Annotated in this window: 24 protein-coding genes; 16 read left to right on the top strand and 8 right to left on the bottom strand. The window is 47.2% G+C overall.

Going from position 1 to position 24,545, the window contains the following annotated elements; genetic code table 11:
- Positions 1-17: 17 nt before the first annotated feature.
- Both coaD and waaA read right to left on the bottom strand, forming a co-directional pair.
- The gene (coaD, locus tag K0778_RS07145; protein WP_001171866.1) at positions 18-497 is read right to left on the bottom strand and encodes a pantetheine-phosphate adenylyltransferase; all 480 of its coding nucleotides are present in this window, start codon (positions 495-497) and stop codon (positions 18-20) included.
- Between the two features lie 7 nt (positions 498-504).
- Complete coding sequence (gene waaA, locus K0778_RS07140) at positions 505-1,782, bottom strand: lipid IV(A) 3-deoxy-D-manno-octulosonic acid transferase (RefSeq protein WP_000891562.1); 1,278 nt, start codon at positions 1,780-1,782, stop codon at positions 505-507.
- Positions 1,783-2,194: 412 nt separating this feature from the next.
- Between waaA and rfaQ the strand changes: the two genes are divergently transcribed.
- The 9 genes from rfaQ (at position 2,195) to K0778_RS07095 (ending at position 11,330) form a co-directional block, all read left to right on the top strand.
- A complete protein-coding gene (gene rfaQ / locus K0778_RS07135) occupies positions 2,195-3,253 on the top strand; it encodes a lipopolysaccharide core heptosyltransferase RfaQ (protein ID WP_000360402.1) in 1,059 nt (352 codons plus the stop codon).
- Positions 3,250-4,374 (top strand): glycosyltransferase family 4 protein, encoded by a 1,125-nt coding sequence (locus K0778_RS07130; protein WP_000634249.1) that lies wholly within the window; start codon positions 3,250-3,252, stop codon positions 4,372-4,374. Before rfaQ ends, K0778_RS07130 begins: the two co-directional genes overlap by 4 nt.
- Complete coding sequence (gene rfaP / locus K0778_RS07125; RefSeq protein WP_001491387.1) at positions 4,367-5,164, top strand: lipopolysaccharide core heptose(I) kinase RfaP; 798 nt, start codon at positions 4,367-4,369, stop codon at positions 5,162-5,164. The genes K0778_RS07130 and rfaP overlap by 8 nt, the downstream gene beginning before the upstream one ends.
- A gap of 15 nt (positions 5,165-5,179) precedes the next feature.
- A complete protein-coding gene (waaO, locus tag K0778_RS07120; RefSeq protein ID WP_032255229.1) occupies positions 5,180-6,196 on the top strand; it encodes a lipopolysaccharide 3-alpha-galactosyltransferase in 1,017 nt (338 codons plus the stop codon).
- Positions 6,197-6,212: 16 nt separating this feature from the next.
- On the top strand, positions 6,213-7,208 hold the full coding sequence (locus K0778_RS07115) for a glycosyltransferase (RefSeq protein ID WP_063084828.1): 996 nt from the start codon (positions 6,213-6,215) through the stop codon (positions 7,206-7,208).
- A gap of 9 nt (positions 7,209-7,217) precedes the next feature.
- Positions 7,218-7,910 (top strand): lipopolysaccharide core heptose(II) kinase RfaY, encoded by a 693-nt coding sequence (gene rfaY / locus K0778_RS07110; RefSeq protein ID WP_000633087.1) that lies wholly within the window; start codon positions 7,218-7,220, stop codon positions 7,908-7,910.
- A gap of 25 nt (positions 7,911-7,935) precedes the next feature.
- A complete protein-coding gene (locus tag K0778_RS07105) occupies positions 7,936-8,961 on the top strand; it encodes a glycosyltransferase (protein ID WP_063084827.1) in 1,026 nt (341 codons plus the stop codon).
- Between the two features lie 86 nt (positions 8,962-9,047).
- The gene (locus K0778_RS07100; protein ID WP_063084826.1) at positions 9,048-10,031 is read left to right on the top strand and encodes a glycosyltransferase family 2 protein; all 984 of its coding nucleotides are present in this window, start codon (positions 9,048-9,050) and stop codon (positions 10,029-10,031) included.
- Between the two features lie 45 nt (positions 10,032-10,076).
- The gene (locus K0778_RS07095; protein WP_063084825.1) at positions 10,077-11,330 is read left to right on the top strand and encodes an O-antigen ligase; all 1,254 of its coding nucleotides are present in this window, start codon (positions 10,077-10,079) and stop codon (positions 11,328-11,330) included.
- A gap of 69 nt (positions 11,331-11,399) precedes the next feature.
- Here the strand turns inward: K0778_RS07095 and rfaC are convergent, their stop codons facing one another.
- Genes rfaC through rfaD form a run of 3 tightly spaced genes read right to left on the bottom strand, consistent with a single transcriptional unit; the run spans position 11,400 to position 14,363 of the window.
- Entirely contained in the window at positions 11,400-12,371 is a 972-nt protein-coding gene (gene rfaC, locus K0778_RS07090) for a lipopolysaccharide heptosyltransferase RfaC (RefSeq protein WP_001264580.1), read from the bottom strand.
- Between the two features lie 3 nt (positions 12,372-12,374).
- Positions 12,375-13,421, bottom strand: a complete 1,047-nt coding sequence (rfaF, locus tag K0778_RS07085; RefSeq protein ID WP_000699228.1) for an ADP-heptose--LPS heptosyltransferase RfaF — start codon at positions 13,419-13,421, stop codon at positions 12,375-12,377.
- 9 nt (positions 13,422-13,430) lie between these two features.
- Positions 13,431-14,363, bottom strand: coding sequence for an ADP-glyceromanno-heptose 6-epimerase (gene rfaD / locus K0778_RS07080; RefSeq protein WP_000587750.1), 933 nt, complete (start codon positions 14,361-14,363; stop codon positions 13,431-13,433).
- A gap of 213 nt (positions 14,364-14,576) precedes the next feature.
- Between rfaD and kbl the strand changes: the two genes are divergently transcribed.
- The 3 genes from kbl (at position 14,577) to waaH (ending at position 18,081) form a co-directional block, all read left to right on the top strand.
- Positions 14,577-15,773 (top strand): glycine C-acetyltransferase, encoded by a 1,197-nt coding sequence (kbl, locus tag K0778_RS07075; protein ID WP_001213837.1) that lies wholly within the window; start codon positions 14,577-14,579, stop codon positions 15,771-15,773.
- Positions 15,774-15,782: 9 nt separating this feature from the next.
- Positions 15,783-16,808: an L-threonine 3-dehydrogenase gene (gene tdh / locus K0778_RS07070; protein WP_000646014.1), complete on the top strand. Its 1,026-nt coding sequence runs from the start codon at positions 15,783-15,785 to the stop codon at positions 16,806-16,808.
- Positions 16,809-17,046: 238 nt separating this feature from the next.
- Positions 17,047-18,081, top strand: a complete 1,035-nt coding sequence (gene waaH / locus K0778_RS07065) for a UDP-glucuronate:LPS(HepIII) glycosyltransferase (protein WP_000982115.1) — start codon at positions 17,047-17,049, stop codon at positions 18,079-18,081.
- Here the strand turns inward: waaH and K0778_RS07060 are convergent.
- The 3 genes from K0778_RS07060 to gpmM are packed head-to-tail and all read right to left on the bottom strand — an operon-like array spanning position 18,068 to position 21,868.
- A complete protein-coding gene (locus K0778_RS07060) occupies positions 18,068-19,027 on the bottom strand; it encodes a divergent polysaccharide deacetylase family protein (protein WP_000483856.1) in 960 nt (319 codons plus the stop codon). The two genes, waaH and K0778_RS07060, sit on opposite strands and share 14 nt — an antisense overlap.
- 3 nt (positions 19,028-19,030) lie before the next feature.
- Positions 19,031-20,290, bottom strand: coding sequence for a murein hydrolase activator EnvC (gene envC, locus K0778_RS07055; RefSeq protein ID WP_000196256.1), 1,260 nt, complete (start codon positions 20,288-20,290; stop codon positions 19,031-19,033).
- A gap of 33 nt (positions 20,291-20,323) precedes the next feature.
- Positions 20,324-21,868 (bottom strand): 2,3-bisphosphoglycerate-independent phosphoglycerate mutase, encoded by a 1,545-nt coding sequence (gpmM, locus tag K0778_RS07050; RefSeq protein WP_000116565.1) that lies wholly within the window; start codon positions 21,866-21,868, stop codon positions 20,324-20,326.
- Between the two features lie 244 nt (positions 21,869-22,112).
- On the opposite strand from gpmM, the gene K0778_RS07045 reads away from it, so the two are divergent.
- The 4 genes from K0778_RS07045 to gpsA all read left to right on the top strand — a co-directional run bounded on the left by K0778_RS07045 (position 22,113) and on the right by gpsA (position 24,486).
- Positions 22,113-22,544, top strand: a complete 432-nt coding sequence (locus K0778_RS07045; RefSeq protein ID WP_001156181.1) for a rhodanese-like domain-containing protein — start codon at positions 22,113-22,115, stop codon at positions 22,542-22,544.
- Positions 22,545-22,685: 141 nt separating this feature from the next.
- Positions 22,686-22,937 (top strand): glutaredoxin 3, encoded by a 252-nt coding sequence (grxC, locus tag K0778_RS07040; RefSeq protein WP_000024392.1) that lies wholly within the window; start codon positions 22,686-22,688, stop codon positions 22,935-22,937.
- A 62-nt stretch (positions 22,938-22,999) separates the two neighbouring features.
- A complete protein-coding gene (secB, locus tag K0778_RS07035) occupies positions 23,000-23,467 on the top strand; it encodes a protein-export chaperone SecB (protein WP_000003377.1) in 468 nt (155 codons plus the stop codon).
- Entirely contained in the window at positions 23,467-24,486 is a 1,020-nt protein-coding gene (gpsA, locus tag K0778_RS07030) for an NAD(P)H-dependent glycerol-3-phosphate dehydrogenase (RefSeq protein ID WP_001076194.1), read from the top strand. The genes secB and gpsA overlap by 1 nt, the downstream gene beginning before the upstream one ends.
- Positions 24,487-24,545: the final 59 nt, after the last annotated feature.

Below are 24,545 nucleotides of genomic sequence, written 5' to 3'. Positions count from 1 at the left end.
ACCATCCGGCATAAACGCTACGCTAACTTCGCCATCAGCGCCTGATGGACATTCTCCGGCAGGAAATGGGTGACATCGCCCTGATGGCGCGCCACCTCTTTCACCAACGATGAAGAGATAAACGACCACTCTTTCGACGGCATCAGAAACACACTTTCCAGTTCCGGCATTAAGTGGCGATTCATATGCGCCAGCTGCATTTCATATTCAAAATCCGCCACCGCACGCAGGCCACGAATCAGCACCGTAGCGTGTTGATTACGGGCGAAGTTCGCCATCAAATCACTAAACCCGACCACTTCCACGTTCCCCAGATGCGCGGTTGCCTGCTGTGCCAGCGCCACACGCTCTTCCAGGGTAAACATCGGTTTTTTACTGGGGCTGGCGGCAATCGCCAGAATAACGTGATCGAACATTTGCGTGGCGCGCGTCACGATATCGATATGACCATTGGTAATGGGATCGAAAGTACCCGGATAAATCGCCCGTTTTTGCATAACAACCTCAATGCGTTTTCGGTGGCAGGTAAGGTTCCAGCAGTTGAAGCAGACGCTGTAGCGCGCCCTGGTTTTGATACAGTACTTCAACGGCATGACGGCCATAGAAACTACGGTAATCGGCGTCGGTGAGTAAAGAGGAAACCTCTTTTGCAAGCGACGTGGCATCGGTAACGGTAATCAGCCCGCTTGCCTGCTCCAGCCGCGCGCAAATGTCTTTAAAGTTAAAAGTATGCGGCCCCATCAATACCGGAATAGCGTGTGCGGCAGCTTCCAGCGGATTATGCCCACCACGTTCAACCAGTGAACCGCCAACAAAGGCGAGATCGGCAATGCCGTACAGTAACATCAACTCGCCCATCGTATCGCCCACCACAACCTGCGTGCTGGTGGAGGGGACTTCCCCTGAAGAGCGTGTGATATAGCTTAGTCCAGCCTGGCGGACAAGATTAATCGCATCCGGGAAGCGTTCTGGATGACGGGGTACCAGGATGAGCAATAAATTCGGGAATTGCTGTAACAATGCCTGATGTGCGGCGATCACCACACTCTCTTCGCCTTCGTGAGTGCTGGTGGCAATCCATACCGGGCGGTGTGGTGCCCACTGGCGGCGCAGCGTCACGGCTTTAGCAGCCAACTGCGGCGTTACAGAAATATCGAATTTCAGGCTACCGGTAACGGTTACCTGGTTATTTTTTGCGCCCAGCGCCACAAAACGTGCACCATCTTCTTCATTTTGGGCGGCAATCAGCGTAATACGACGCAGCAAGCGACGGACGAATTTACCCAGTTTGGCATAACCTGCGGCCGAGCGGGCAGAGAGTCGCGCGTTAGCGATCACCAGCGGAATTTTACGTTTATGTAGCGCCGCAATCAGGTTAGGCCATAGTTCGGTTTCCATAATCAACACCAGTTTAGGGTCGACTTTATTCAGGAAACGGTTGAGCGCATCGGGCAGGTCATACGGCAGATAAACGTGCTGAACATCCTTCCCGAAAGCCGATTGTACGCGCTCCGAACCGGTTGGCGTCATGGTTGTAACGGTAATCGGTAAATCAGGATAACGATGACGCAGCGCGCGCACCAACGGGATCGCCGCCAGAGTTTCACCGACGGAGACGGAGTGCAGCATAATGCCGCCTGGTTTTAGCGGATGGCGGTAAAAACCGTAACGTTCACCCCAGCGTTTTCGATAGGCCGGAGCCTTACGTCCGCGCACCCAGAGCCGTATCCAGATCAGCGGCTGAATAAGGTAGAGAAGGGCGGTGTAAAGCAATTCGAGCATAGTAAATAGCTGACTTATGGATGTGCTGGGGATTCTATGTATTTAGCTGTGGCTTTACCATTACTTTTCCCGTTTTTGACTTAAATAGCAATTTACCCGCCAATTCTTGCTGAACATCTATACTTTTTTTGTATTTTTATGCGATTCATTGATTTCTGCTGTACGTGCAGGAAGGAATCGCAGAGCAACAGTGAAAGAATATGGTTGCTAATGATTTTATTTGATTGATTTCTTTATTGAAAATCAACAATGTGCTTAAAAATCATTCGGGTCGGATTGCCGCGAAAGAAGTGATACACTAGCGCGTCAATATCAGTGCGGTATCAGTATTCAGGTAGCTGTTGAGCCTGGGGCGGTAGCGTGCTTTTTCTGCTTCACCTTAATCGGATAATCTCAACAAAAAGAGTTACTTGTGGATAAGCCATTTCGAAGAATTTTGCTCATTAAGATGCGTTTTCATGGGGATATGTTATTAACTACTCCCGTCATTAGTTCGCTGAAAAAAAATTACCCTGACGCAAAAATCGATGTGCTGCTTTATCAGGACACCATCCCGATCCTGTCTGAAAATCCAGAGATTAACGCGCTCTACGGCATAAAAAATAAAAAAGCAAAAGCCTCAGAAAAAATTGCCAACTTTTTTCATCTCATCAAGGTATTACGTGCCAATAAGTATGACCTTATCGTCAATCTTACCGATCAATGGATGGTTGCTATACTGGTTCGCTTATTAAATGCCCGTGTGAAAATTTCCCAGGATTATCATCATCGGCAGTCTGCTTTTTGGCGTAAAAGTTTCACCCATTTGGTGCCGTTGCAGGGTGGAAATGTGGTGGAAAGTAACTTATCCGTGCTGACACCATTGGGACTTGATTCGTTGGTGAAGCAGACAACCATGAGTTACCCGCCTGCAAGCTGGAAACGTATGCGTCGCGAACTTGATCACGCTGGTGTTGGACAAAATTATGTGGTTATCCAACCTACGGCGCGGCAAATCTTCAAATGCTGGGACAACGCCAAGTTTTCCGCTGTGATTGATGCCTTACATGCTCGTGGTTATGAAGTCGTTCTGACGTCCGGCCCAGATAAAGACGATCTGGCCTGCGTCAATGAAATTGCGCAGGGATGCCAGACGCCACCAGTAACGGCGCTGGCTGGAAAGGTGACCTTCCCGGAACTTGGTGCGTTAATCGATCATGCGCAGCTATTTATTGGCGTTGATTCCGCACCGGCGCATATTGCCGCAGCAGTTAATACGCCGCTGATATCGCTGTTTGGTGCGACAGACCATATTTTCTGGCGTCCCTGGTCAAATAACATGATTCAATTCTGGGCGGGAGATTACCGGGAAATGCCAACGCGCGATCAGCGTGACCGAAATGAGATGTATCTTTCGGTTATTCCGGCGGCAGATGTCATTGCTGCTGTCGATAAATTACTGCCCTCCTCCACGACAGGTACGTCGTTATGATCGTTGCTTTTTGTTTATATAAATATTTTCCCTTTGGCGGTTTGCAGCGCGATTTTATGCGTATTGCTCAGACAGTCGCCGCCCGAGGTCATCATGTTCGGGTTTATACCCAGTCGTGGGAAGGCGAATGCCCTGATGTATTTGAACTGATCAAAGTACCGGTTAAATCGCATACCAATCACGGGCGCAATGCGGAATATTTTGCCTGGGTGCAAAAACATTTACGCGAACATCCCGTCGATAAAGTCGTTGGATTCAACAAAATGCCGGGGCTGGACGTTTATTATGCCGCTGATGTTTGTTATGCCGAGAAAGTAGCGCAGGAGAAAGGCTTTTTCTATCGCCTGACGTCACGTTATCGCCATTATGCCGCCTTTGAGCGGGCAACCTTCGAACAGGGTAAGCCGACACAGCTGCTGATGCTGACAGATAAGCAAATCGCCGATTTCCAGAAACATTATCAGACTGAAGCGGAGCGTTTTCATATTCTGCCACCGGGGATTTATCCTGATCGTAAATATAGCCAGCAGCCAGCCAATAGCCGTGAAATCTTCCGTAAGAAGAATGGAATAACCGAACAACAATATTTATTGTTGCAGGTCGGTTCAGACTTCACGCGTAAAGGTGTCGATCGTTCCATTGAAGCACTTGCTTCGTTACCGGATTCGCTGCGCCACAACACATTGCTATATGTTGTTGGGCAGGATAAACCGCGAAAATTTGAGGCACTGGCAGAAAAACGCGGCGTGCGCAGTAATGTTCACTTCTTCTCGGGGCGCAACGATGTCTCGGAATTAATGGCGGCGGCGGATTTATTACTGCATCCTGCCTACCAGGAAGCGGCGGGAATTGTGCTGCTGGAAGCGATTACTGCAGGATTACCGGTACTAACAACAGCCGTTTGTGGCTATGCGCATTATATTGTCGAGGCCAATTGCGGCGAGGCTATTGTTGAGCCATTCCGCCAGGAAACATTGAATGAGATTTTACGCAAAGCGTTAACGCAATCTTCATTGCGCCAGGCCTGGGCGGAAAATGCGCGACATTATGCTGATACACAAGATTTATACAGTCTGCCAGAGAAAGCGGCGGATATCATAACGGGTGGTCTGGATGGTTGAACTTAAAGAGCCGTTTGCCACGTTATGGCGCGGTAAAGATCCTTTTGAGGAAGTTAAAACCTTGCAGGGTGAGATATTTCGTGAACTGGAAACTCGCCGTACTCTGCGCTTTGAAATGGCGGGCAAAAGCTATTTTCTCAAATGGCATCGCGGCACGACCCTGAAAGAGATAATCAAAAATTTACTCTCATTGCGGATGCCAGTATTAGGCGCAGACCGCGAATGGAATGCGATTCATCGACTGCGGGATGTCGGCGTTGATACTATGTATGGGGTGGCATTTGGCGAAAAAGGCATGAATCCGCTGACCAGAACTTCATTTATTATTACCGAAGATCTGACACCAACCATAAGTCTGGAAGATTACTGTGCTGACTGGGCGACTAACCCTCCAGATGTTCGCGTAAAGCGTATGCTTATTAAGCGTGTCGCGACGATGGTGCGCGATATGCATGCTGCGGGCATTAACCACCGTGACTGTTATATCTGTCATTTCCTGCTGCACTTGCCTTTTTCCGGTAAGGAAGAGGAGTTAAAAATTTCGGTAATTGACCTGCACCGGGCGCAGCTTCGCACGCGCGTTCCACGTCGTTGGCGCGATAAAGATCTTATTGGGCTTTATTTTTCTTCGATGAATATCGGCCTGACTCAGCGGGATATCTGGCGGTTTATGAAAGTGTATTTTGCCGCCCCGCTTAAAGACATTCTCAAGCAGGAACAAGGGCTGCTGTCGCAAGCAGAAGCAAAAGCCACAAAAATCAGGGAAAGAACGATTCGAAAATCGTTGTAATTTCCGGAGAGAAATATGAGTGCCCACTATTTTAATCCACAAGAGATGATCAATAAGACAATCATCTTCGATGAAAGGCCAGCGGCGTCAGTGGCATCATCATTCCATGTTGCTTATGGCATTGATAAAAACTTTCTTTTTGGTTGTGGTGTTTCAATCACGTCAGTTTTGTTACATAACAACGACGTGAGTTTTGTTTTCCACGTTTTTATTGATGATATTCCTGAAGCCGATATCCAGCGTTTAGCCCAATTGGCGAAAAGCTATCGTACCTGTATCCAGATCCATCTAGTAAATTGTGAACGGCTTAAGGCATTACCGACGACCAAAAATTGGTCTATTGCCATGTATTTCCGTTTTGTAATTGCAGATTACTTTATTGATCAACAAGATAAGATCCTTTACCTGGATGCTGATATCGCCTGTCAGGGAAACTTAACGCCGCTGATAACAATGGATCTTGCCAATAACGTTGCTGCTGTTGTTACTGAACGCGATGCTAACTGGTGGTCGTTACGGGGTCAAAGTCTGCAGTGTAATGAACTTGAAAAGGGTTACTTTAATTCAGGTGTCCTGTTAATTAATACACTAGCGTGGGCGCAGGAGTCCGTTTCTGCTAAAGCGATGTCGATGCTTGCTGATAAAGCCGTCGTTTCCCGTTTAACCTATATGGATCAAGATATACTTAATCTTATCCTGTCAGGGAAAGTTAAATTCATTGATGCTAAATACAATACACAATTTAGTTTAAATTATGAATTAAAAAAATCATTTATTTGTCCAATTAATGATGAAACCGTATTAATTCATTATGTCGGCCCGACAAAACCCTGGCATTACTGGGCCGGTTATCCAAGCGCGCAACCATTTATCAAAGCAAAAGAAGCATCGCCCTGGAAAAATGAACCGTTAATGCGGCCAATTAACTCAAATTATGCTCGTTATTGCGCTAAGCATAATTTTAAACAAAACAAACCAATTAACGGGATAATGAATTATATTTATTATTTTTATTTAAAGATAATAAAATGATATTGAGAAAAACTAAATGAATGAATTTATAAAAGAACGGTTTTCGTATTTAGCAGATAATAAAAAAGAAAACGCCCCAGAGCTAAATGTTTCCTACGGTATCGATAAGAATTTTTTGTATGGTGCTGGCGTTTCAATTTCTTCCGTTTTGATTAATAATTCAGATATTAATTTTGTCTTTCATGTTTTCACTGATTATGTGGATGATGATTATTTAAAGTCATTTAATGAAACAGCAAAACAATTTAATACCTCAATTATTGTATATTTAATTGACCCAAAATACTTTGCTGATCTGCCTACGTCACAGTTTTGGTCGTACGCGACATACTTCAGGGTATTGTCCTTTGAATATCTGAGTGAAAGTATTTCCACACTGCTGTATCTGGATGCCGATGTCGTTTGTAAAGGAAGCCTGAAACCTCTCACAGAAATTATATTTAAAGATGAGTTTGCTGCGGTCATTCCTGACAATGATAGTACGCAGGCGGCATGTGCAAAACGGCTCAACATTCCCAAAATGAATGGACGTTATTTCAATGCAGGCGTTATCTATGTCAATCTTAAAAAATGGCATGAAGCAAATTTGACACCGTATTTACTCAAACTTTTACGAGGGGAAACTAAATATGGCTCTCTTAAATATTTAGATCAGGATGCGTTGAATATCGCATTTAATATGAATAATATCTACCTTGCGAAGGATTTTGATACTATTTATACCCTGAAAAACGAACTTCATGATCGTAGTCATCGAAAGTATCAGCAAACCATTACCGATAAAACAGTGTTGATTCACTATACAGGGATAACTAAACCATGGCATAGCTGGGCTGGATATCCGTCTGCATCATACTTTAATATCGCGCGTGAACAATCTCCCTGGAAGAAATATCCTCTTAAAGAGGCGCGGACTGTTGCAGAAATGCAGAAACAATATAAGCATCTGTTTGCCCATGGTGAGTATATAAAAGGCATAACTTCATTAATTAAGTACAAGCTTAAGAAATAAATTACTCTTATGATTACAAGTATACGTTATCGCGGCTTCTCATTTTATTACAAAGATAATGATAATAAATATAAAGAAATCTTTGATGAAATACTGGCCTATAATTTTAAAACAGTAAAAGTATTACGTAATATTGATGATACCAAAGTATCGTTGATTGATACGAAATATGGTCGCTATGTTTTTAAAGTCTTTGCTCCGAAAACGAAAAGGAATGAACGTTTTTTAAAATCTTTTGTAAAAGGTGACTACTATCAGAATTTGATCGTTGAAACCGATCGTGTCAGAAGTGCAGGTCTTACTTTTCCTAATGATTTTTATTTTCTGGCTGAGCGTAAAATTTTCAACTATGCCAGTGTTTTTATCATGCTTATCGAGTATGTCGAGGGCGTAGAGCTCAATGATATGCCGATTATTCCAGAAAATGTTAAAGCAGAAATTAAGGCTTCAATGGAAAAATTGCATGCCTTAAATATGCTATCGGGCGACCCACACCGGGGTAACTTTATCGTTAGTAAAGATGGTGTCAGGATAATTGACCTATCCGGTAAAAGCTGTACGGCAGAGCGTAAAGCTCGTGATCGTCTGGCCATGGAACGTCACCTGGGTATTGCCAACGAAATAAAAGATTATGGCTACTATTCAGTAATCTACAGAACCAAACTACGCAAATTTATTAAAAAATTAAAAGGCAAAGCGTAAACCACACAGTCAAAACGGAACCAACATGGATTTATTAGCTGAGAGTATTACTGAAGTCGCTGTCTCTGGGGAAATTGCTAACACCGATCGTGTGTTAAATATCGCTTACGGTATTGACCGTAACTTTTTATTTGGTGCGGCAGTATCTATGCAATCAGTTGTTATGCATAACCCGGACCTTGCGGTTAAGTTTCATCTCTTTACCGACTACATTGATGAAGATTATCTACAACGTGTTAATGCTTTTACCAGCAAAAATGCTAACGTTGAAGTAAGAATTTATAAAGTCTCCAATGCCTTTATTGATATCTTCCCCAGCCTGAAACAGTGGTCTTATGCAACATTCTTCCGTTTAGTTGCGTTCCAGTATCTGAGTGAAACTATTGAAAATCTGTTATATATCGATGCTGATGTCATCTGTAAAGGCTCATTAGCTGGATTGTTTGATATTAATTTTGATGGCGATAAGTTCGCAGCTGTTATTAAAGATGTGCCTTTTATGCAGGAAAAACCAGCGAAGCGTCTGGCTATAGAGGGACTTCCAGGAAATTATTTCAACGCCGGTGTAGTATATCTGCAGCTTGAAGCATGGGCGAAAAATGATTTTATGAATAAAGCCATTGCTATGCTGGCAAGTGACCCGCAGCACACGAAGTATAAATGCCTTGATCAGGATATTTTAAATATTCTGTTCTTTGGTCATTGTATTTTTATTAGCGGCGATTATGATTGCTTTTATGGCATTGACTATGAGTTAAAAAATAAAAGCGATGAAGATTATAAAAAGACCATTACCGATGATACTAAGCTGATTCATTATGTTGGCGTAACGAAGCCCTGGAACGACTGGACGAATTATCCCTGCCAGAAGTATTTTAATGAGGCTTATCAGGCTTCTTGCTGGAATGATGTGGCGTTTATTCCAGCCACGAATGAAAAGCAGTATCAAGTGAAATATCAACATGCAAAGAAAAATGGTGATACGTTTAACGCTTTTATTTACTTCATTAAATTTAAATTAAATAAGTATAAAAGAAAACTATTTGGATAATAATAAAAATCATGGATGTCTGAGTTACAATAATAATTAAGGATGAGTACTATCATATATTTTATTAGTTCAGGCAAGAGAACACGATGAGCAATGATTACCCTTTAGTATCCATAATAATACCGACGTATAATTCATCTGATTACATTACTGAAACTCTAACGAAATTAGAAAAACAAACTTACCCAAATTTTGAAATTGTTATTGTTAATGATGGTTCTAAAGATAACACATCAAACGTTTTGAGAGAGTATGGGTTAACCCACTCTCGATTAATTATTATCAATAAAGAAAATGGCGGTGTTTCGTCTGCCAGGAATACAGGTATCCGCAAGGCGCAAGGACAGTTTATATGTTTTATGGATGATGATGATGAGATAGATCCTAACTATCTGCTGAAGATGTATACCAGACAACATGAGACGGGAGGGGATGCGATTTATTGTGGGCTTTATGGCCATTATATAAAAGATGGAGTTACTTACTCACCTATAAATACAGAGTTTAATGAAGGACCTTTACTTTTCGACTTTTTTTATAAAAAGGTTAGATTCCATATAGGGTGCTTGTTTATAAGAAAACAACTTCTGGAAGAGAATAATCTTTTTTTTGATGAAGATTTACGACTAGGAGAAGATCTGGATTTTATCTATCGACTGCTAATTACATGCGATATGTATGCGGTTCCATATTATATGTATAAGCATAACTATAGAGAAAATTCCTTAATGAACTCATGTAGAACCATCACTCATTATCGACATGAGTCATTTGCGCACGAAAGAATCTACTCTTCTGTGATGCAGTTATACAAAGGTAACCGGAAAGAAGAAATTCATACATTATTGAGTCAAAATAGAGCTTATCATAAAACTCGTTATTTATGGAATGTTCTACTTAATGGTGATTTTAAACTATTGAATCAATTAGTTGAAAGCAATGAAAAAGAATTAAGAGATTGTAATCTTCCTGGCAAGAGAGATAAGAGACGAGCAAAAATATTAGCATCAAAAAATTATATTCTCTGGAGGATGGTAAGACTGGTAAATAGAAAAAAGAATAAACGTTAGATCTTGCATTAAATAACCCATCCTCGTAGCATAGGTTGAAACTATATGTCGTTTTGTTGGAATGAAATTAATTCTGGTATAAAGTCTTTAATTCTCACATTATGTATTTTTTCTTTAATGACTTTGTCTTTATGGGATGATGTTGCAACAAAGTTTCTTCATGCAGCTGGAATTATATCTGCATTGTATTTTCTTGCGACACCAAAAAAAACAATAACTAATAATCCTACTTTGTTAATTTTCATCTCATTATGTCTTTTGGGTATCGTAAATATCATCTGGTATTCACATTATAAAGTTTCAGGCTCTGTTTATACCAATGCATATCGTGGCCCAATGGAAACTGGAAAAATTGCCTTGTGTAGCGCTTTTATTTTCTTAGTTCTTTTTGCTAAAAATGAGATGAGAACAAAAATAAAATTTGGGAAACTAATTCTGTTCGCATCCCTGGCAACGCAGTTACTTTTTTTTGCGCATGCCATGTGGCAACATTTCTATTTAAACGTCGACCGTGTTGCATTATCAGCTTCCCACGCTACAACAGCAGGCTACATCATCCTTTTTCCTTCTTTACTGGCATCAATTCTCATTTTAAAATCCGACTTTAGACATAAAACAACATTATATACAATTAACTTCATGCTTAGCTTATGTGCTGTCATAGTAACTGAGACGCGTGCAGCCATATTAGTGTTTCCATTCTTTGCGTTAATATTAATCGTAATGGATAGTTATATTAATAAGCGAATTAATTATAAGTTATATTGTTTTATTGCGATTGCATTATTAGCAGGTGTATTTTCTTTTAAAGATACATTGCTTATGAGAATGAATGACTTAAATAACGATTTAGTTAATTATTCGCATGATAACACCAGAACTTCAGTCGGTGCCCGTCTGGCAATGTATGAAGTTGGCTTAAAAACATATTCTCCAATAGGACAATCACTGGAAAAACGTGCGGAAAAAATACATGAACTAGAAGAAAAAGAGCCTAGATTGAGTGGCGCTTTACCCTATGTAGATTCTCATTTGCATAACGATCTCATAGATACGTTATCAACGCGTGGTATTCCTGGAGTTGTATTAACAATTTTAGCCTTTTCAGCAATACTCATATATGCCTTAAGAACTGCTAAAGAACCTTATATTTTAATCTTGCTTTTTTCACTACTGGTAGTAGGCCTAAGTGATGTAATACTCTTTTCTAAACCGGTTCCGACTGCTGTGTTTGTCACCATAATATTGCTTTGTGCTTATTTTAAAGCACAATCGGACCAATGTTTATTAGAGAAGTAATGAATATGTGAAATAAAATCAGCAAGGAAGCTGATTTTATTTCAAAATTATCTATTAAAGAGTTGTAATTTAAATCATAGCAGCGTTTTCTTCAATGAACCGCTTAACAGCATTTGCTGTCAATTGAGACAACTCATTCCCCGGAGCCCTACAAACCATCTGATTCTTCCCATACCCACCAATTAATCCCGGATCGGTTGGTCCATAAACCGTGATATTGGGTCTATCCAGTGCCGCCGTTAAATGGCTTAACCCCGTATCCACTGAAACCACAAACTTAGCCCCGGCCAGCACGCGGGCAACGCCTTCCAGACTCATCTTCGGCAATACTTCAACATAAGCAAATCCTTCCGCCAGTCGTTTCGCCCGTTCTTCCTCATGCGGCGCGCCCCACGGAAGTTTAATCCGTATTCCTGAATCAGCCAGTAAACCAATCAATTCTCGCCAGTGTTCTTCCGGCCAGTGTTTATCATCACGGGTCGTCGCATGAAGAAATACGGCATATTCGCCAGCATCTGTAGGCAGGTTCGTCAGGAAATGCTGTGCGATAGCATAATCGCCCTGGGTTTGCGGTTTGCTATAGCCCAAACTTTTGGCAAACAGTTCGCGGGTGCGTTCTACGGCGTGCTGCTGTTTTGCAATATGATGCTTACGATTGTAAAACAGACTGGCTAAAGGTTCGCGAGCGGTTTGCCAGTCCATTCCATGCTTTACGCCATGCGCCAGACGCGTCACCAGCGCCGCGCTTTTTACCAGCCCCTGAGCGTCGATAACTGCGTCATAGTTCTCTGCTTGTAGCGCTTCACGAAACGCTTTGCGTTCCGCTTTTATGGGGGCCGAGAACCAGGCTTTACGCCAGCGACGTATTGCCACAGGAATAACTCGCTCAACGGCAGCGTGCCAGGAAGGAATCTGTGCGAACCCTTCTTCCACCACCCAGTCAAATTTAATCCCTGGGATTGCCTGCTGGGCATCAGTGAGTGCGGGCAACGTATGGAGAACATCGCCCATCGACGATGTTTTAACGATCAAAACCCGCATCCGTCAGGCTTCCTCTTGTAACAATAGCGCGTTGAGTTCTTCCAGTACGCGCTGGGGAGTAATGTCGATTAAGCTCTGGTGATAACCCTCCGCAGCGTCACCTTTACGCACTTTGTGATAGCCGGTAATCAGACGGATCACGCGCGCTTTATGGGATAGCGGCGGTGTGAAGTCCGGGCTACTCGGACCATACAGGGCAACCAGCGGACGATTGAGCGCCGCCGCAACGTGCATTAGGCCAGAATCGTTAGTGACAATGGCTTTACAGGCTGCAATCAGGATAACCGCTTGATCAAGCTGTGTTTCCCCCGCCAGGTTCCGACACCATGCCTGCTGCTCGGTATTCAAAGCGGCAAGAATCTCATTGCCCGCTTCATGATCTTTCGCAGAGCCAAACAGAACCACCTGATAACCTTCATCAATCAGCTGCTTTGCCAGCTCCGCATAGTGGTAGTGTGGCCAGCGTTTTGCCGGACCAAACTCCGCACCCGGGCAAAAGCCAATCATCGGACGTTCTGATGAAAGCGAAAATTGATTACAGGTATATGATTTTTCACCTTCGCTCACCTGCAACTGCGGCCATAACAATGGCTGCGGCAGATCTTGTGCGGTACGCATAATGCCTTTGTCATAGGCCAGCGCGACATAGCGTTCCACCATTAGCGGCCAGGCTTCTTTATCGAGCACGCGTACATCGTTGAGTAAACCGTAGCGCATCTCGCCGCGCCAGCCAGTGCGATGAGGAATACCCGCGAAGAAAGGCACTAATGCAGATTTGAAGGAGTTTGGTAAGACGTAGGCGCGGTCGTAGCGCTTTTCACGCAGGCTATGACCCAGTTTGCGGCGTTCGCCGATTTCCAGCGCTCCGTGACCGAGAGGCATAGGGATAGCTTCGTTAACTTCCGGCATCCGCGATAATAATGGACGGCACCATGCCGGTGCCATCACATCGATTATCGCCTGGGGATAGCGCGCCTGGAGCGTGCGATAGAGACTTTGCGACATCATCATGTCGCCAACCCAAGACGGGCCGATCACCAGTATTTTCATGCAGAGCTCTTATGCGTCGCGATTCAGCCAGGCCATGTATTCCGTTACACCTTCAGCAACGGTTTTGAACGGTTTGTCGTAACCCGCCGCGCGCAGATTTGTCAGATCTGCCTGAGTGAACGCCTGATAGCGGCCTTTCAGTTTATCCGGGAACGGAATGTATTCGATCTGGCCTTTCTTGTGATAAGCCAGCGTAGCATCAGCTACAGCCTGGAAGGATTCCGCACGACCAGTACCGAGATTGAAGATGCCGGAAACGCCATTTTCCAGGAACCACAGGTTTACATCTGCCACGTCGCCCACATAGACGAAGTCGCGTTTGAAGTTCTCGCTACCTTCAAACAGCTTCGGTGATTCACCGTTGTTAAGCTGGGTGTTGAGATGGAAAGCGACGCTCGCCATGCTGCCTTTATGGCCTTCACGCGGTCCATAAACGTTGAAATAGCGGAAGCCAACAATCTGCGAGTTCGCTTCAGGCAGGATTTGGCGAACATATTCATCAAACAGGAATTTTGAGTAACCGTAGACGTTCAACGGTTTTTCGTACTCGCGGGATTCAATAAAGTCGGAGGTGCGTCCGCCGTAGGTGGCTGCGGAAGAAGCGTACAGGAACGGGATTTCGCGCTCCAGGCAGTAGTGCAGCAGCTCCTTGGAGTATTGATAGTTGTTATCCATCATATACTTGCCGTCCCACTCGGTGGTGGAAGAGCATGCGCCTTCGTGGAAAATCGCTTCGACATCGCCGAACTCTTCGCCAGCCATAATCTGGATCAGGAAGTCTTCCTTATCCATATAGTCCGCGATATCCAGATCCACCAGGTTCACAAACTTGGTGCCGTCTTTCAGGTTGTCCACCACCAGAATATCGGTGATGCCTTTATCATTCAGGGCCTTAACGATGTTGCTGCCGATAAAGCCCGCGCCGCCGGTAACGATGATCATAACTGTAACCTTCGAATTATGGAGTCAGAGACAATCTCAGACACGAATACTTCTATCATATCACTACACGGCGTTGGCTTCAGCCATTCGCCAAAAGTGAGATTGATGGACGTTATTTATCCTGAATTTTGCAGAAGTGTTAACGCGTTATCTCGTCGCGACCTATAAGTTTGGGTAATATGTGCTGGAATTTGCCCTGTCTGGAGAATCGCAATGCGTGGAGAATTTTATCAGCAGTTAACCAACGATCTGGAAACCGCACGGGCGGAAGGGTTGTTTAAAGAAGAGCGCATTATTACGTCTGCGCAGCAAGCAGATATCACCGTGGCTGATGGAAGCCACGTCATTAACTTTTGTGCCAACAACTATCTCGGGCTGGCGAATCATCCGGATCTGATTGCGGCAGCAAAGGCGGGAATGGATTCTCACGGTTTCGGCATGGCTTCGGTGCGTTTTATTTGCGGCACTCAGGACAGCCATAAAGAGCTTGAACAAAAACTGGCGGCATTCCTGGGGATGGAAGATGCGATTCTCTACTCTTCCTGCTTTGATGCTAACGGTGGCCTGTTTGAAACGCTGCTGGGCGCGGAAGACGCCATTATCTCCGACGCACTGAACCACGCGTCTATTATTGATGGTGTGCGTCTGTGTAAAGCTAAACGCTATCGCTATGCCAACAACGATATGCAGGAGCTTGAAGCTCGTCTGAAAGAAGCGCGTGAAGCCGGTGCGCGTCATGTGCTGATTGCCACCGATGGTGTGTTCTCGATGGACGGCGTGATTGCCAATCTGAAGGGCGTTTGCGATCTGGCAGATAAATACGATGCCCTGGTGATGGTAGACGACTCCCACGCGGTCGGTTTTGTCGGTGAAAATGGTCGTGGTTCCCATGAATACTGCGATGTGATGGGGCGTGTCGACATCATCACCGGCACGCTCGGTAAAGCGCTGGGCGGGGCTTCTGGTGGTTATACCGCGGCGCGCAAAGAAGTGGTTGAGTGGCTGCGCCAGCGTTCTCGTCCGTACCTGTTCTCCAACTCGCTGGCACCAGCGATTGTCGCCGCTTCCATCAAAGTGCTGGAGATGGTTGAAGCGGGTAGCGAGTTGCGTGACCGTCTGTGGGCGAACGCGCGTCAGTTCCGTGGGCAAATGTCGGCGGCGGGCTTTACCCTGGCGGGAGCCGATCACGCCATTATTCCGGTCATGCTTGGTGATGCGGTAGTGGCGCAGAAATTTGCCCGTGAGCTGCAAAAAGAGGGCATTTACGTCACCGGTTTCTTCTATCCGGTCGTTCCGAAAGGTCAGGCGCGTATTCGTACCCAGATGTCGGCGGCGCATACCCCTGAGCAAATTACGCGTGCAGTAGAAGCATTCACGCGTATTGGTAAACAACTGGGCGTTATCGCCTGAGGATGTGAGATGAAAGCGTTATCCAAACTGAAAGCGGAAGAGGGCATCTGGATGACCGACGTTCCTGTACCGGAACTCGGGCATAACGATCTGCTGATTAAAATCCGTAAAACAGCCATCTGCGGGACTGACGTTCACATCTATAACTGGGATGAGTGGTCGCAAAAAACCATCCCGGTGCCGATGGTCGTGGGCCATGAATATGTCGGTGAAGTGGTAGGTATTGGTCAGGAAGTGAAGGGCTTCAAGATTGGCGATCGCGTTTCTGGCGAAGGCCATATCACCTGCGGTCACTGTCGCAACTGTCGTGGCGGTCGTACCCATCTGTGCCGCAACACGATCGGCGTCGGCGTTAACCGCCCGGGCTGCTTCGCCGAATATCTGGTGATTCCGGCGTTCAACGCCTTCAAAATTCCCGACAATATCTCCGACGACCTGGCTTCCATTTTTGATCCCTTCGGTAATGCCGTGCATACCGCGCTGTCGTTCGATCTGGTTGGCGAGGATGTGCTGGTTTCTGGTGCAGGCCCGATTGGTATTATGGCAGCGGCGGTGGCGAAACACGTTGGTGCACGCAATGTGGTGATCACTGATGTTAACGAATACCGCCTTGAGCTGGCGCGTAAAATGGGTATCACCCGTGCGGTTAACGTCGCCAAAGAAAATCTCAATGACGTGATGGCGGAGTTAGGCATGACCGAAGGTTTTGATGTCGGTCTGGAAATGTCCGGTGCGCCGCCAGCGTTTCGTACCATGCTTGACACCATGAACCACGGCGGCCGTATTGCGATGCTGGGTATTCCGCCGTCTGATATGTCTATCGACTGGACCAAAGTGATCTTTAAAGGCTTGTTCATTAAAGGTATTTACGGTCGTGAGATGTTTGAAACCTGGTACAAGATGGCGGCGCTGATTCAGTCTGGCCTCGATCTTTCGCCGATCATTACCCATCGTTTCTCTATCGATGATTTCCAGAAGGGCTTTGACGCTATGCGTTCGGGCCAGTCCGGGAAAGTTATTCTGAGCTGGGATTAACACGAACAAGGGCTGGTATTCCAGCCCTTTTATCTGAGGATAATCTGTTAAATATGTAAAATCCTGTCAGTGTAATAAAGAGTTCGTAATTGTGCTGATCTCTTATATAGCTGCTCTCATTATCTCTCTACCCTGAAGTGACTCTCTCACCTGTAAAAATAATATCTCACAGGCTTAATAGTTTCTTAATACAAAGCCTGTAAAACGTCAGGATAACTTCAGAGGTCGTCGGTAATTTATGATGAACAGCACCAATAAACTTAGTGTTATTATTCCGTTATATAATGCGGGCGATGATTTCCGCACTTGTATGGAATCTTTAATTACGCAAACCTGGACTGCTCTGGAAATCATTATTATTAACGATGGTTCAACGGATAATTCTGTTGAAATAGCAAAGTATTACGCAGAAAACTATCCGCACGTTCGTTTGTTGCATCAGGCGAATGCTGGCGCATCGGTGGCGCGTAATCGTGGGATTGAAGTGGCAACGGGCAAATATGTCGCTTTTGTCGATGCTGACGATGAAGTCTATCCCACCATGTACGAAACGCTGATGACCATGGCGTTAGAGGACGACCTCGACGTGGCGCAGTGCAACGCTGACTGGTGTTTTCGTGAAACGGGAGAAACCTGGCAATCCATCCCCACCGATCGCCTTCGCTCAACCGGCGTCTTAACCGGCCCGGACTGGCTGCGGATGGGGCTTTCTTCGCGCCGTTGGACTCACGTTGTCTGGATGGGGGTTTATCGCCGTGATGTTATTGTTAAAAATAACATTAAATTTATTGCCGGATTACATCATCAGGATATTGTCTGGACAACAGAATTCATGTTTAACGCGCTGCGTGCGCGATATACCGAGCAATCATTATATAAATATTATCTGCATAATACGTCAGTGAGTCGGTTGCATAGACAAGGGAATAAAAACCTTAATTATCAACGTCACTATATTAAGATTACCCGCCTGCTGGAGAAATTAAATCGAAATTATGCCGACAAAATTATGATTTATCCGGAATTTCATCAGCAAATAACTTACGAGGCATTGCGTGTTTGCCATGCGGTGCGCAAAGAGCCGGATATTCTTACCCGCCAACGGATGATTGCCGAGATATTTACTTCCGGTATGTATAAGCGCCTGATTACCAATGTGCGCAGCGTGAAGGTCGGTTACCAGGCGTTACTGTGGTCTTTCCGCTTATGGCAATGGCGCGACAAAACGCGGTCGCACCATCGCATTACGCGTAGCGCCTTTAATTTGCGCTAGCGTTAAACTTCGCCGCTTCGGGCTGTTTGCCCCAGCCTTGCCACTGATGCTGGAAGTAAACGATCAGCGTGCTCTGGCTGATGCTTTCGCTTAATACTTCAAAGAAGCGATTAGCATAAACAGGTTCTATCGGTTTCTTCGGTTTGCACAGCTTCACGCCACGGAACGGATTACGCGGTGCATCAGGCACAGCGTTTTTCGGCGGTGTAGAAGTATCAACCTGCGGTTCATTCAGCAAGCTGCTGGCTTTCACCAGCGTAATGTCTGGCGGCAGGTTATAAACCATCTGTTGTAGCACGCGTACCGTTGAAGGGTGAGGATGCCCAATGGCAATGGTTGAACCGTTGCGACGCGCCAGATCAATTGCGCGATTAAATTGCACACGGATGTCCGCTTCGTTCTGCGAATCGTCGAGGAACACCTTCCGTTTGATCACCTTCACGCCAGTACCTTGCGCGGCGCGCATCGCCTGGGTATTACCGATGGTTACGCTGTCGAGGAAGTAAAGATTGTAACGCTCCAGTGCCTGCATCACTTTCTGCATACCAAACAGGTTAGAGGTCATCTTGCTGCCCATGTGGTTGTTGATCCCCACGGCATAGGGCACGTTATTGACCGCACTACGAATAATGCGCTCAATTTCGTCGCTGCTCATCTCCGGGCGTAGCGTATTTTTCTCCAGCGGCTGTTTACTCAACGGTGCCATCGGGAGATGAATCAACACTTCGTGACCGCTGTTATGCGCTTTGGTCGCCATCTCTCTGGCGTGCGGTGAATCGGGTAATACAGCGACGGAGATAGCGGAAGGCATCGCCAGCACCTGGTTTTCGTTGTGCGGGCGATACCCAAAATCATCAATGACGATGGCAAGTTTGCCAGCAAGTACGGGGGAGGAGAGCGCCAACAGAGCGGCAAATGCAAGAACGTTACGACGAAATGGAAACAAAACTTATCTTCCCAACCACGGCTGTGGATTGACCGCCTGACCCTGGCGGCGAATTTCGAAATAGAGTGAAGGCCGACCCTGACCGCCACTGCTGCCCACCAGTGCAATTGGCTGGCCCGCGCGAACCTGCGAACCAACGCTCACCAGTGCGCTCTGATTATAGCCGTAAAGACTCATGTCGCCTTTACCATGCTCAACCACCACCACCAGACCGTAGCCTTGCAGCCAGTCAGCCAGAATCACCCGACCGTCGGCAATCGCTTTAACTTCAGTACCTTCAGAGGCACCAATCACCATCCCTTTCCAGCGTAATTCACCCTGAAGCTGTTCGCCATAGCGATGCAGCGTCGGCCCGCGAACCGGCCAGAATGCCTGACCACGCGGCGCGCCCAGGCCACCAGTTCGGGACATCAGCGATTTTTCGCTTTCGGTCGGTTTATAGGTGGTGCCTTTGCGCGTCGCTTCTTTCTGGCGGTCGCGAACCGCCTGGGCCTCACGCGCTTCTCGTTCAGCACGCGCTTTCGCCGCGGCTTCCGCACGGGCAATGCTGTTACGCAGACGGGATTCGTTGGCACGCAGTTCACTTAGCTGCTGCTGACCTTGCTGGATGGAAGATTCCAGCCCCGCCAGCGTCTTTTTACGCTCGTTCAGAGCCTGAGTCAGTTTCGCCTGTTGGGCGCGCTGTTCATATAACAGCGTTTGTTGCTCGCTTTGTTTCTCTTCCAGTTCAGCACGCTGCATGGCGACTTCTTCACGCGTTTGCTTCAACTGGGCAATGGTTTCTTGTCGCGCCTGGTTGAGATAGCCGAAATAAGCCTGTAAACGCTGTCCACGCTGGCTTTCTTCACCGCTGAGAATTAGCTGAATACCGGTATGCTCGCCCTGACGGAATGCGGCATCCAGTTGTGCGGCGAGGCTGCGCTCCTGGGCGGCTTTTTGCTGCTCCAGTTTGGCAATCGACGCGTTCATCTCATCAATCTGTTTATTGAGTTGATTGAGCGTGTTTTGCGTTTCGCGCAGTTTGCGAGTGGCTTCAGAGATCGCTTCTTCCTGCTTTTTCAATTGTGCGAGCAGGCTTGCGCGTTGTTGTTGCTTTTGGCGTACCGCGCGCTCTTTTGCGGCGATGTCAGCCTGAATAGATTTGAGTTGGTCACGCTCATCCGCGTGGGCGGAAAAGGCGCACAACAATACGCCAGCGCTAAGAACGCTGGCGTAGATGATGGGCCTGATTGCAAACCTGCGCGGTTTCACGGCCCGTGTCATGGTATTAATCGCCTTTCCCCTCATGGGGAGGGATTATTCCACGATGAACAGCGGCTTACCAGTCATCTCTTGCGGGATTTCCATACCCATCAGCGACAACATGGTCGGCGCGATGTCAGAAAGTTTGCCGCCTGCAACCGCTTTCACGTTCTTATCACCAACGTAAATCAGCGGAACTGGCAGGTTGGTGTGTGCCGTGTGTGCCTGACCCGTTGCCGGATCGCGCATCTGTTCAGCGTTACCGTGGTCAGCGGTGATCAGCAGTTGTCCACCCACGGACTCAACCGCTTTCGCGACTTCTTCCACGCAGTGATCCAGCGCTTCAACTGCTTTAACCGCCGCTTCCATCACCCCGGTGTGACCTACCATGTCGCCGTTCGGATAGTTACAGATAATGGTGTCGTATTTGCCGCTCTTGATTGCCGCAACCAGTTTTTCGGTCAGCTCTGCGGAGCTCATTTCCGGTTGCAGATCGTAGGTAGCCACTTTCGGTGAGTTGATCAGAATGCGATCTTCGCCTTTGAACGACTCTTCTACGCCACCGTTGAAGAAGAAAGTAACGTGGGCATATTTTTCGGTTTCGGAAATACGCAACTGAGTTTTGTCGTTTTTCGCCATCCACTCGCCGAAGGTGTTAACCAGGGAAGCGGGTGGGTAAGCAACCGCAGTTTTGATGTCAGCGGCGTATTCGGTCAGCATCACGAAATCGACGTTAACCACTTTCTTACGCGCGAAGCCGTCGAAATCTGCGTTTACGAATGCACGAGTGATTTCGCGCGCGCGGTCAGCACGGAAGTTCATGAAAATCAGCGCATCGCCGTCTTCCATTGCCGCATCTGGCTGACCTTCTGCACGAATAACGGTCGCTTTCACGAACTCGTCGTTTTCGTCGCGAGCATAAGCTGCCTGCAAACCAGCAACGGCAGTATCGGCCTGGAACTCACCCTGCGCCAGAGTCAGCAGGTCATAGGCTTTTTCAACGCGATCCCAACGGTTATCGCGGTCCATCGCGTAGTAACGACCAATGATGGACGCTACGCGGCCTTTACCCAGCGCAGCAAATTTCTCTTCAAATTTTTTCAGCGAGGATTCAGCACTGCGCGGCGGGGTGTCGCGACCGTCAAGGAATGCGTGCAGGTAGATTTTTTCTGCGCCGCGTTCAGCTGCCAGTTCTACCATCGCCATGATGTGATCTTCGTGGCTGTGTACGCCGCCTGCGGAGAGCAGACCCATAATGTGTACTGCTTTACCTGCGTTTTTCGCTTTATCTACCGCGCCAGTCAGCACTGGATTAGCAAAGAAAGCGCGATCTTTGATTTCAACGTCCAGACGAGTCAGGTCCTGATACACGATGCGGCCGGCACCCAGGTTAACGTGGCCTACTTCGGAGTTACCCATCTGACGGTCAGGCAGACCGACTTCCAGACCGGAAGCGTCGATCAGGGTATGCGGACGATTGGCCCACAGTGCATCCATTACCGGGGTTTTAGCACTAAAAATGGCGTTATCCTGCTGTTCTTCACGATAGCCATAGCCATCCAGAATCACCAGTACCATAGGTTTTTTAGAAACCGACATTGCGACAACCTCATACTCAAGAGTCAAAATTTGCGTAATTTTACTACAGCTGAATCGATAAAATAGCCTCTGAAGATCAAAATATACGACCGCTCGCGGCAAGCCGATGCCAGATTTGCGCTTTTTTTTCGTCGTGCCCCGCAAAATTGCATTCCAGTTAACACGCTGGCTGTATTTGCCGCACCGCGCAGGTATACTCCTTTCCTGGTTTTTTTAATCACTACGTCGGGAGTTGTTACCCCCCATGCAAGAAATTATGCAATTTGTTGGCCGTCATCCCATACTGAGTATCGCCTGGATCGCGTTACTGGTGGCGGTTCTTGTGACTACGTTTAAGAGCCTGACCTCGAAAGTGAAGGTGATTACTCGTGGTGAAGCTACGCGTCTGATCAACAAAGAAGACGCTGTGGTTGTGGATTTACGTCAGCGTGATGACTTCCGTAAAGGCCATATCGCAGGTTCTATCAATCTGTTGCCGAGCGAAATCAAAGCCAACAATGTTGGTGAGCTTGAGAAGCACAAAGACAAACCGGTTATCGTGGTAGACGGTTCTGGCATGCAGTGCCAGGAGCCTGCAAACGCGCTGACGAAAGCTGGTTTTGCGCAAGTATTCGTGCTGAAAGAGGGCGTTGCTGGCTGGGCTGGCGAAAACTTGCCTCTGGTGCGCGGCAAATAATTTACCTGTCGTCTTTCATGATGCAGGCCGTTAGCTGCAATTAGGCCCCCAGCGACTTATTGTTATAAGCTTCTGGGGACACTCCATTTTGCAGCCGCCCTGCAACATGAAATTTCAGGGTAAAAAAACAGGAGCTAAATTATGGCCAATGTTGAAATCTATACCAAAGAAACCTGCCCGTATTGCCATCGTGCAAAAGCACTGCTGAGCAGCAAGGGCGTGAGTTTTCAGGAGTTGCCGATCGATGGCAATGCCGCCAAGCGTGAAGAGATGATCAAACGCAGCGGTCGCACCACGGTTCCCCAGATTTTTATTGACGCACAGCACATTGGCGGCTGTGATGACTTGTATGCATTGGATGCACGTGGTGGACTGGATCCCCTGCTGAAATAACGTGTGAACGTTGGCATTACATTGCGCAGTATTTAAGGACAACACTTAAGGGTTTTCTACACATGTCAGAACAAAACAACACTGAAATGACTTTCCAGATCCAACGTATTTATACCAAGGATATCTCTTTCGAAGCGCCGAACGCGCCGCACGTTTTCCAGAAAGATTGGCAACCAGAAGTTAAACTTGATCTGGATACGGCATCTTCCCAACTGGCAGATGACGTATACGAAGTGGTACTGCGTGTTACCGTAACGGCCTCCCTGGGCGAAGAAACCGCGTTCCTGTGTGAAGTTCAGCAGGGCGGTATTTTCTCCATCGCGGGTATCGAAGGCACCCAGATGGCACATTGCCTGGGCGCATACTGCCCGAACATTCTGTTCCCGTATGCTCGTGAGTGCATCACCAGCATGGTATCCCGCGGTACATTCCCGCAACTGAACCTTGCGCCGGTTAACTTCGATGCGCTGTTCATGAACTATTTGCAGCAGCAGGCTGGCGAAGGTACTGAAGAACATCAGGATGCCTGATGAACCAACGTAATGCTTCAATGACTGTGATCGGTGCCGGCTCGTACGGCACCGCTCTTGCCATTACCCTGGCAAGAAATGGCCACGAGGTTGTCCTCTGGGGCCATGACCCTGAACATATCGCAACGCTTGAACGCGACCGCTGTAACGCCGCGTTTCTCCCCGATGTGCCTTTTCCCGATACGCTCCATCTTGAAAGCGATCTCGCCACTGCGCTGGCAGCCAGCCGTAATATTCTCGTCGTCGTACCCAGCCATGTCTTTGGTGAAGTGCTGCGCCAGATTAAACCGCTGATGCGTCCTGATGCGCGTCTGGTGTGGGCGACCAAAGGGCTGGAAGCGGAAACCGGGCGTCTGTTACAGGACGTGGCCCGCGAGGCGTTAGGCGATCAAATTCCGCTGGCGGTTATCTCTGGCCCAACGTTTGCGAAAGAACTGGCGGCAGGTTTACCGACAGCTATTTCGCTGGCCTCGACCGATCAGACCTTTGCTGATGATCTTCAGCAGCTGCTGCACTGCGGCAAAAGTTTCCGCGTTTACAGTAACCCGGATTTCATTGGCGTGCAGCTTGGCGGCGCGGTGAAAAACGTCATTGCCATTGGTGCGGGGATGTCCGACGGTATCGGTTTTGGTGCGAATGCGCGTACGGCGCTGATCACCCGTGGGCTGGCTGAAATGTCGCGTCTTGGCGCGGCGCTGGGTGCCGATCCTGCCACCTTTATGGGCATGGCGGGGCTGGGGGATCTGGTGCTTACCTGTACCGACAACCAGTCGCGTAACCGCCGTTTTGGCATGATGCTCGGTCAGGGCATGGATGTACAAAGCGCGCAGGAGAAGATTGGTCAGGTGGTGGAAGGCTACCGCAATACGAAAGAAGTCCGCGAACTGGCGCATCGCTTCGGCGTAGAAATGCCAATAACCGAGGAAATTTATCAAGTATTATATTGCGGAAAAAACGCGCGCGAGGCAGCATTGACGTTATTAGGTCGTGCACGCAAGGACGAGCGCAGCAGCCACTAACCCCAGGGAACCTTTGTTACCGCTATGACCCGGCCCGCGCAGAACGGGCCGGTCATTAT

It is taken from the genome of Escherichia sp. XD33 (genome assembly GCF_019375075.1).
Taxonomy (GTDB): Bacteria; Pseudomonadota; Gammaproteobacteria; order Enterobacterales; family Enterobacteriaceae; genus Enterobacter; species Enterobacter flexneri_A.
Note: the sequence above shows the minus strand (reverse complement) of the source record. Positions and strands in the feature narration are given on the sequence as shown.

Bases quoted from the DNA above. Each gene is read 5' to 3' on its own strand.
- rfaY (WP_000633087.1), top strand. From the start codon at position 7,218: ATGATTACAAGTATACGTTATCGCGGCTTCTCATTTTATTACAAAGAT.
- K0778_RS07115 (WP_063084828.1), top strand. From the start codon at position 6,213: ATGAATGAATTTATAAAAGAACGGTTTTCGTATTTAGCAGATAATAAA.
- K0778_RS07130 (WP_000634249.1), top strand. From the start codon at position 3,250: ATGATCGTTGCTTTTTGTTTATATAAATATTTTCCCTTTGGCGGTTTG.
- coaD (WP_001171866.1), bottom strand. From the start codon at position 497: ATGCAAAAACGGGCGATTTATCCGGGTACTTTCGATCCCATTACCAAT.
- grxC (WP_000024392.1), top strand. From the start codon at position 22,686: ATGGCCAATGTTGAAATCTATACCAAAGAAACCTGCCCGTATTGCCAT.
- tdh (WP_000646014.1), top strand. From the start codon at position 15,783: ATGAAAGCGTTATCCAAACTGAAAGCGGAAGAGGGCATCTGGATGACC.
- envC (WP_000196256.1), bottom strand. From the start codon at position 20,290: ATGACACGGGCCGTGAAACCGCGCAGGTTTGCAATCAGGCCCATCATC.
- gpmM (WP_000116565.1), bottom strand. From the start codon at position 21,868: ATGTCGGTTTCTAAAAAACCTATGGTACTGGTGATTCTGGATGGCTAT.
- waaA (WP_000891562.1), bottom strand. From the start codon at position 1,782: ATGCTCGAATTGCTTTACACCGCCCTTCTCTACCTTATTCAGCCGCTG.
- rfaP (WP_001491387.1), top strand. From the start codon at position 4,367: ATGGTTGAACTTAAAGAGCCGTTTGCCACGTTATGGCGCGGTAAAGAT.
- kbl (WP_001213837.1), top strand. From the start codon at position 14,577: ATGCGTGGAGAATTTTATCAGCAGTTAACCAACGATCTGGAAACCGCA.
- waaH (WP_000982115.1), top strand. From the start codon at position 17,047: ATGATGAACAGCACCAATAAACTTAGTGTTATTATTCCGTTATATAAT.
- K0778_RS07105 (WP_063084827.1), top strand. From the start codon at position 7,936: ATGGATTTATTAGCTGAGAGTATTACTGAAGTCGCTGTCTCTGGGGAA.
- gpsA (WP_001076194.1), top strand. From the start codon at position 23,467: ATGAACCAACGTAATGCTTCAATGACTGTGATCGGTGCCGGCTCGTAC.
- K0778_RS07045 (WP_001156181.1), top strand. From the start codon at position 22,113: ATGCAAGAAATTATGCAATTTGTTGGCCGTCATCCCATACTGAGTATC.
- K0778_RS07095 (WP_063084825.1), top strand. From the start codon at position 10,077: ATGTCGTTTTGTTGGAATGAAATTAATTCTGGTATAAAGTCTTTAATT.
- rfaC (WP_001264580.1), bottom strand. From the start codon at position 12,371: ATGCGGGTTTTGATCGTTAAAACATCGTCGATGGGCGATGTTCTCCAT.
- waaO (WP_032255229.1), top strand. From the start codon at position 5,180: ATGAGTGCCCACTATTTTAATCCACAAGAGATGATCAATAAGACAATC.
- K0778_RS07100 (WP_063084826.1), top strand. From the start codon at position 9,048: ATGAGCAATGATTACCCTTTAGTATCCATAATAATACCGACGTATAAT.
- rfaD (WP_000587750.1), bottom strand. From the start codon at position 14,363: ATGATCATCGTTACCGGCGGCGCGGGCTTTATCGGCAGCAACATCGTT.
- rfaF (WP_000699228.1), bottom strand. From the start codon at position 13,421: ATGAAAATACTGGTGATCGGCCCGTCTTGGGTTGGCGACATGATGATG.
- secB (WP_000003377.1), top strand. From the start codon at position 23,000: ATGTCAGAACAAAACAACACTGAAATGACTTTCCAGATCCAACGTATT.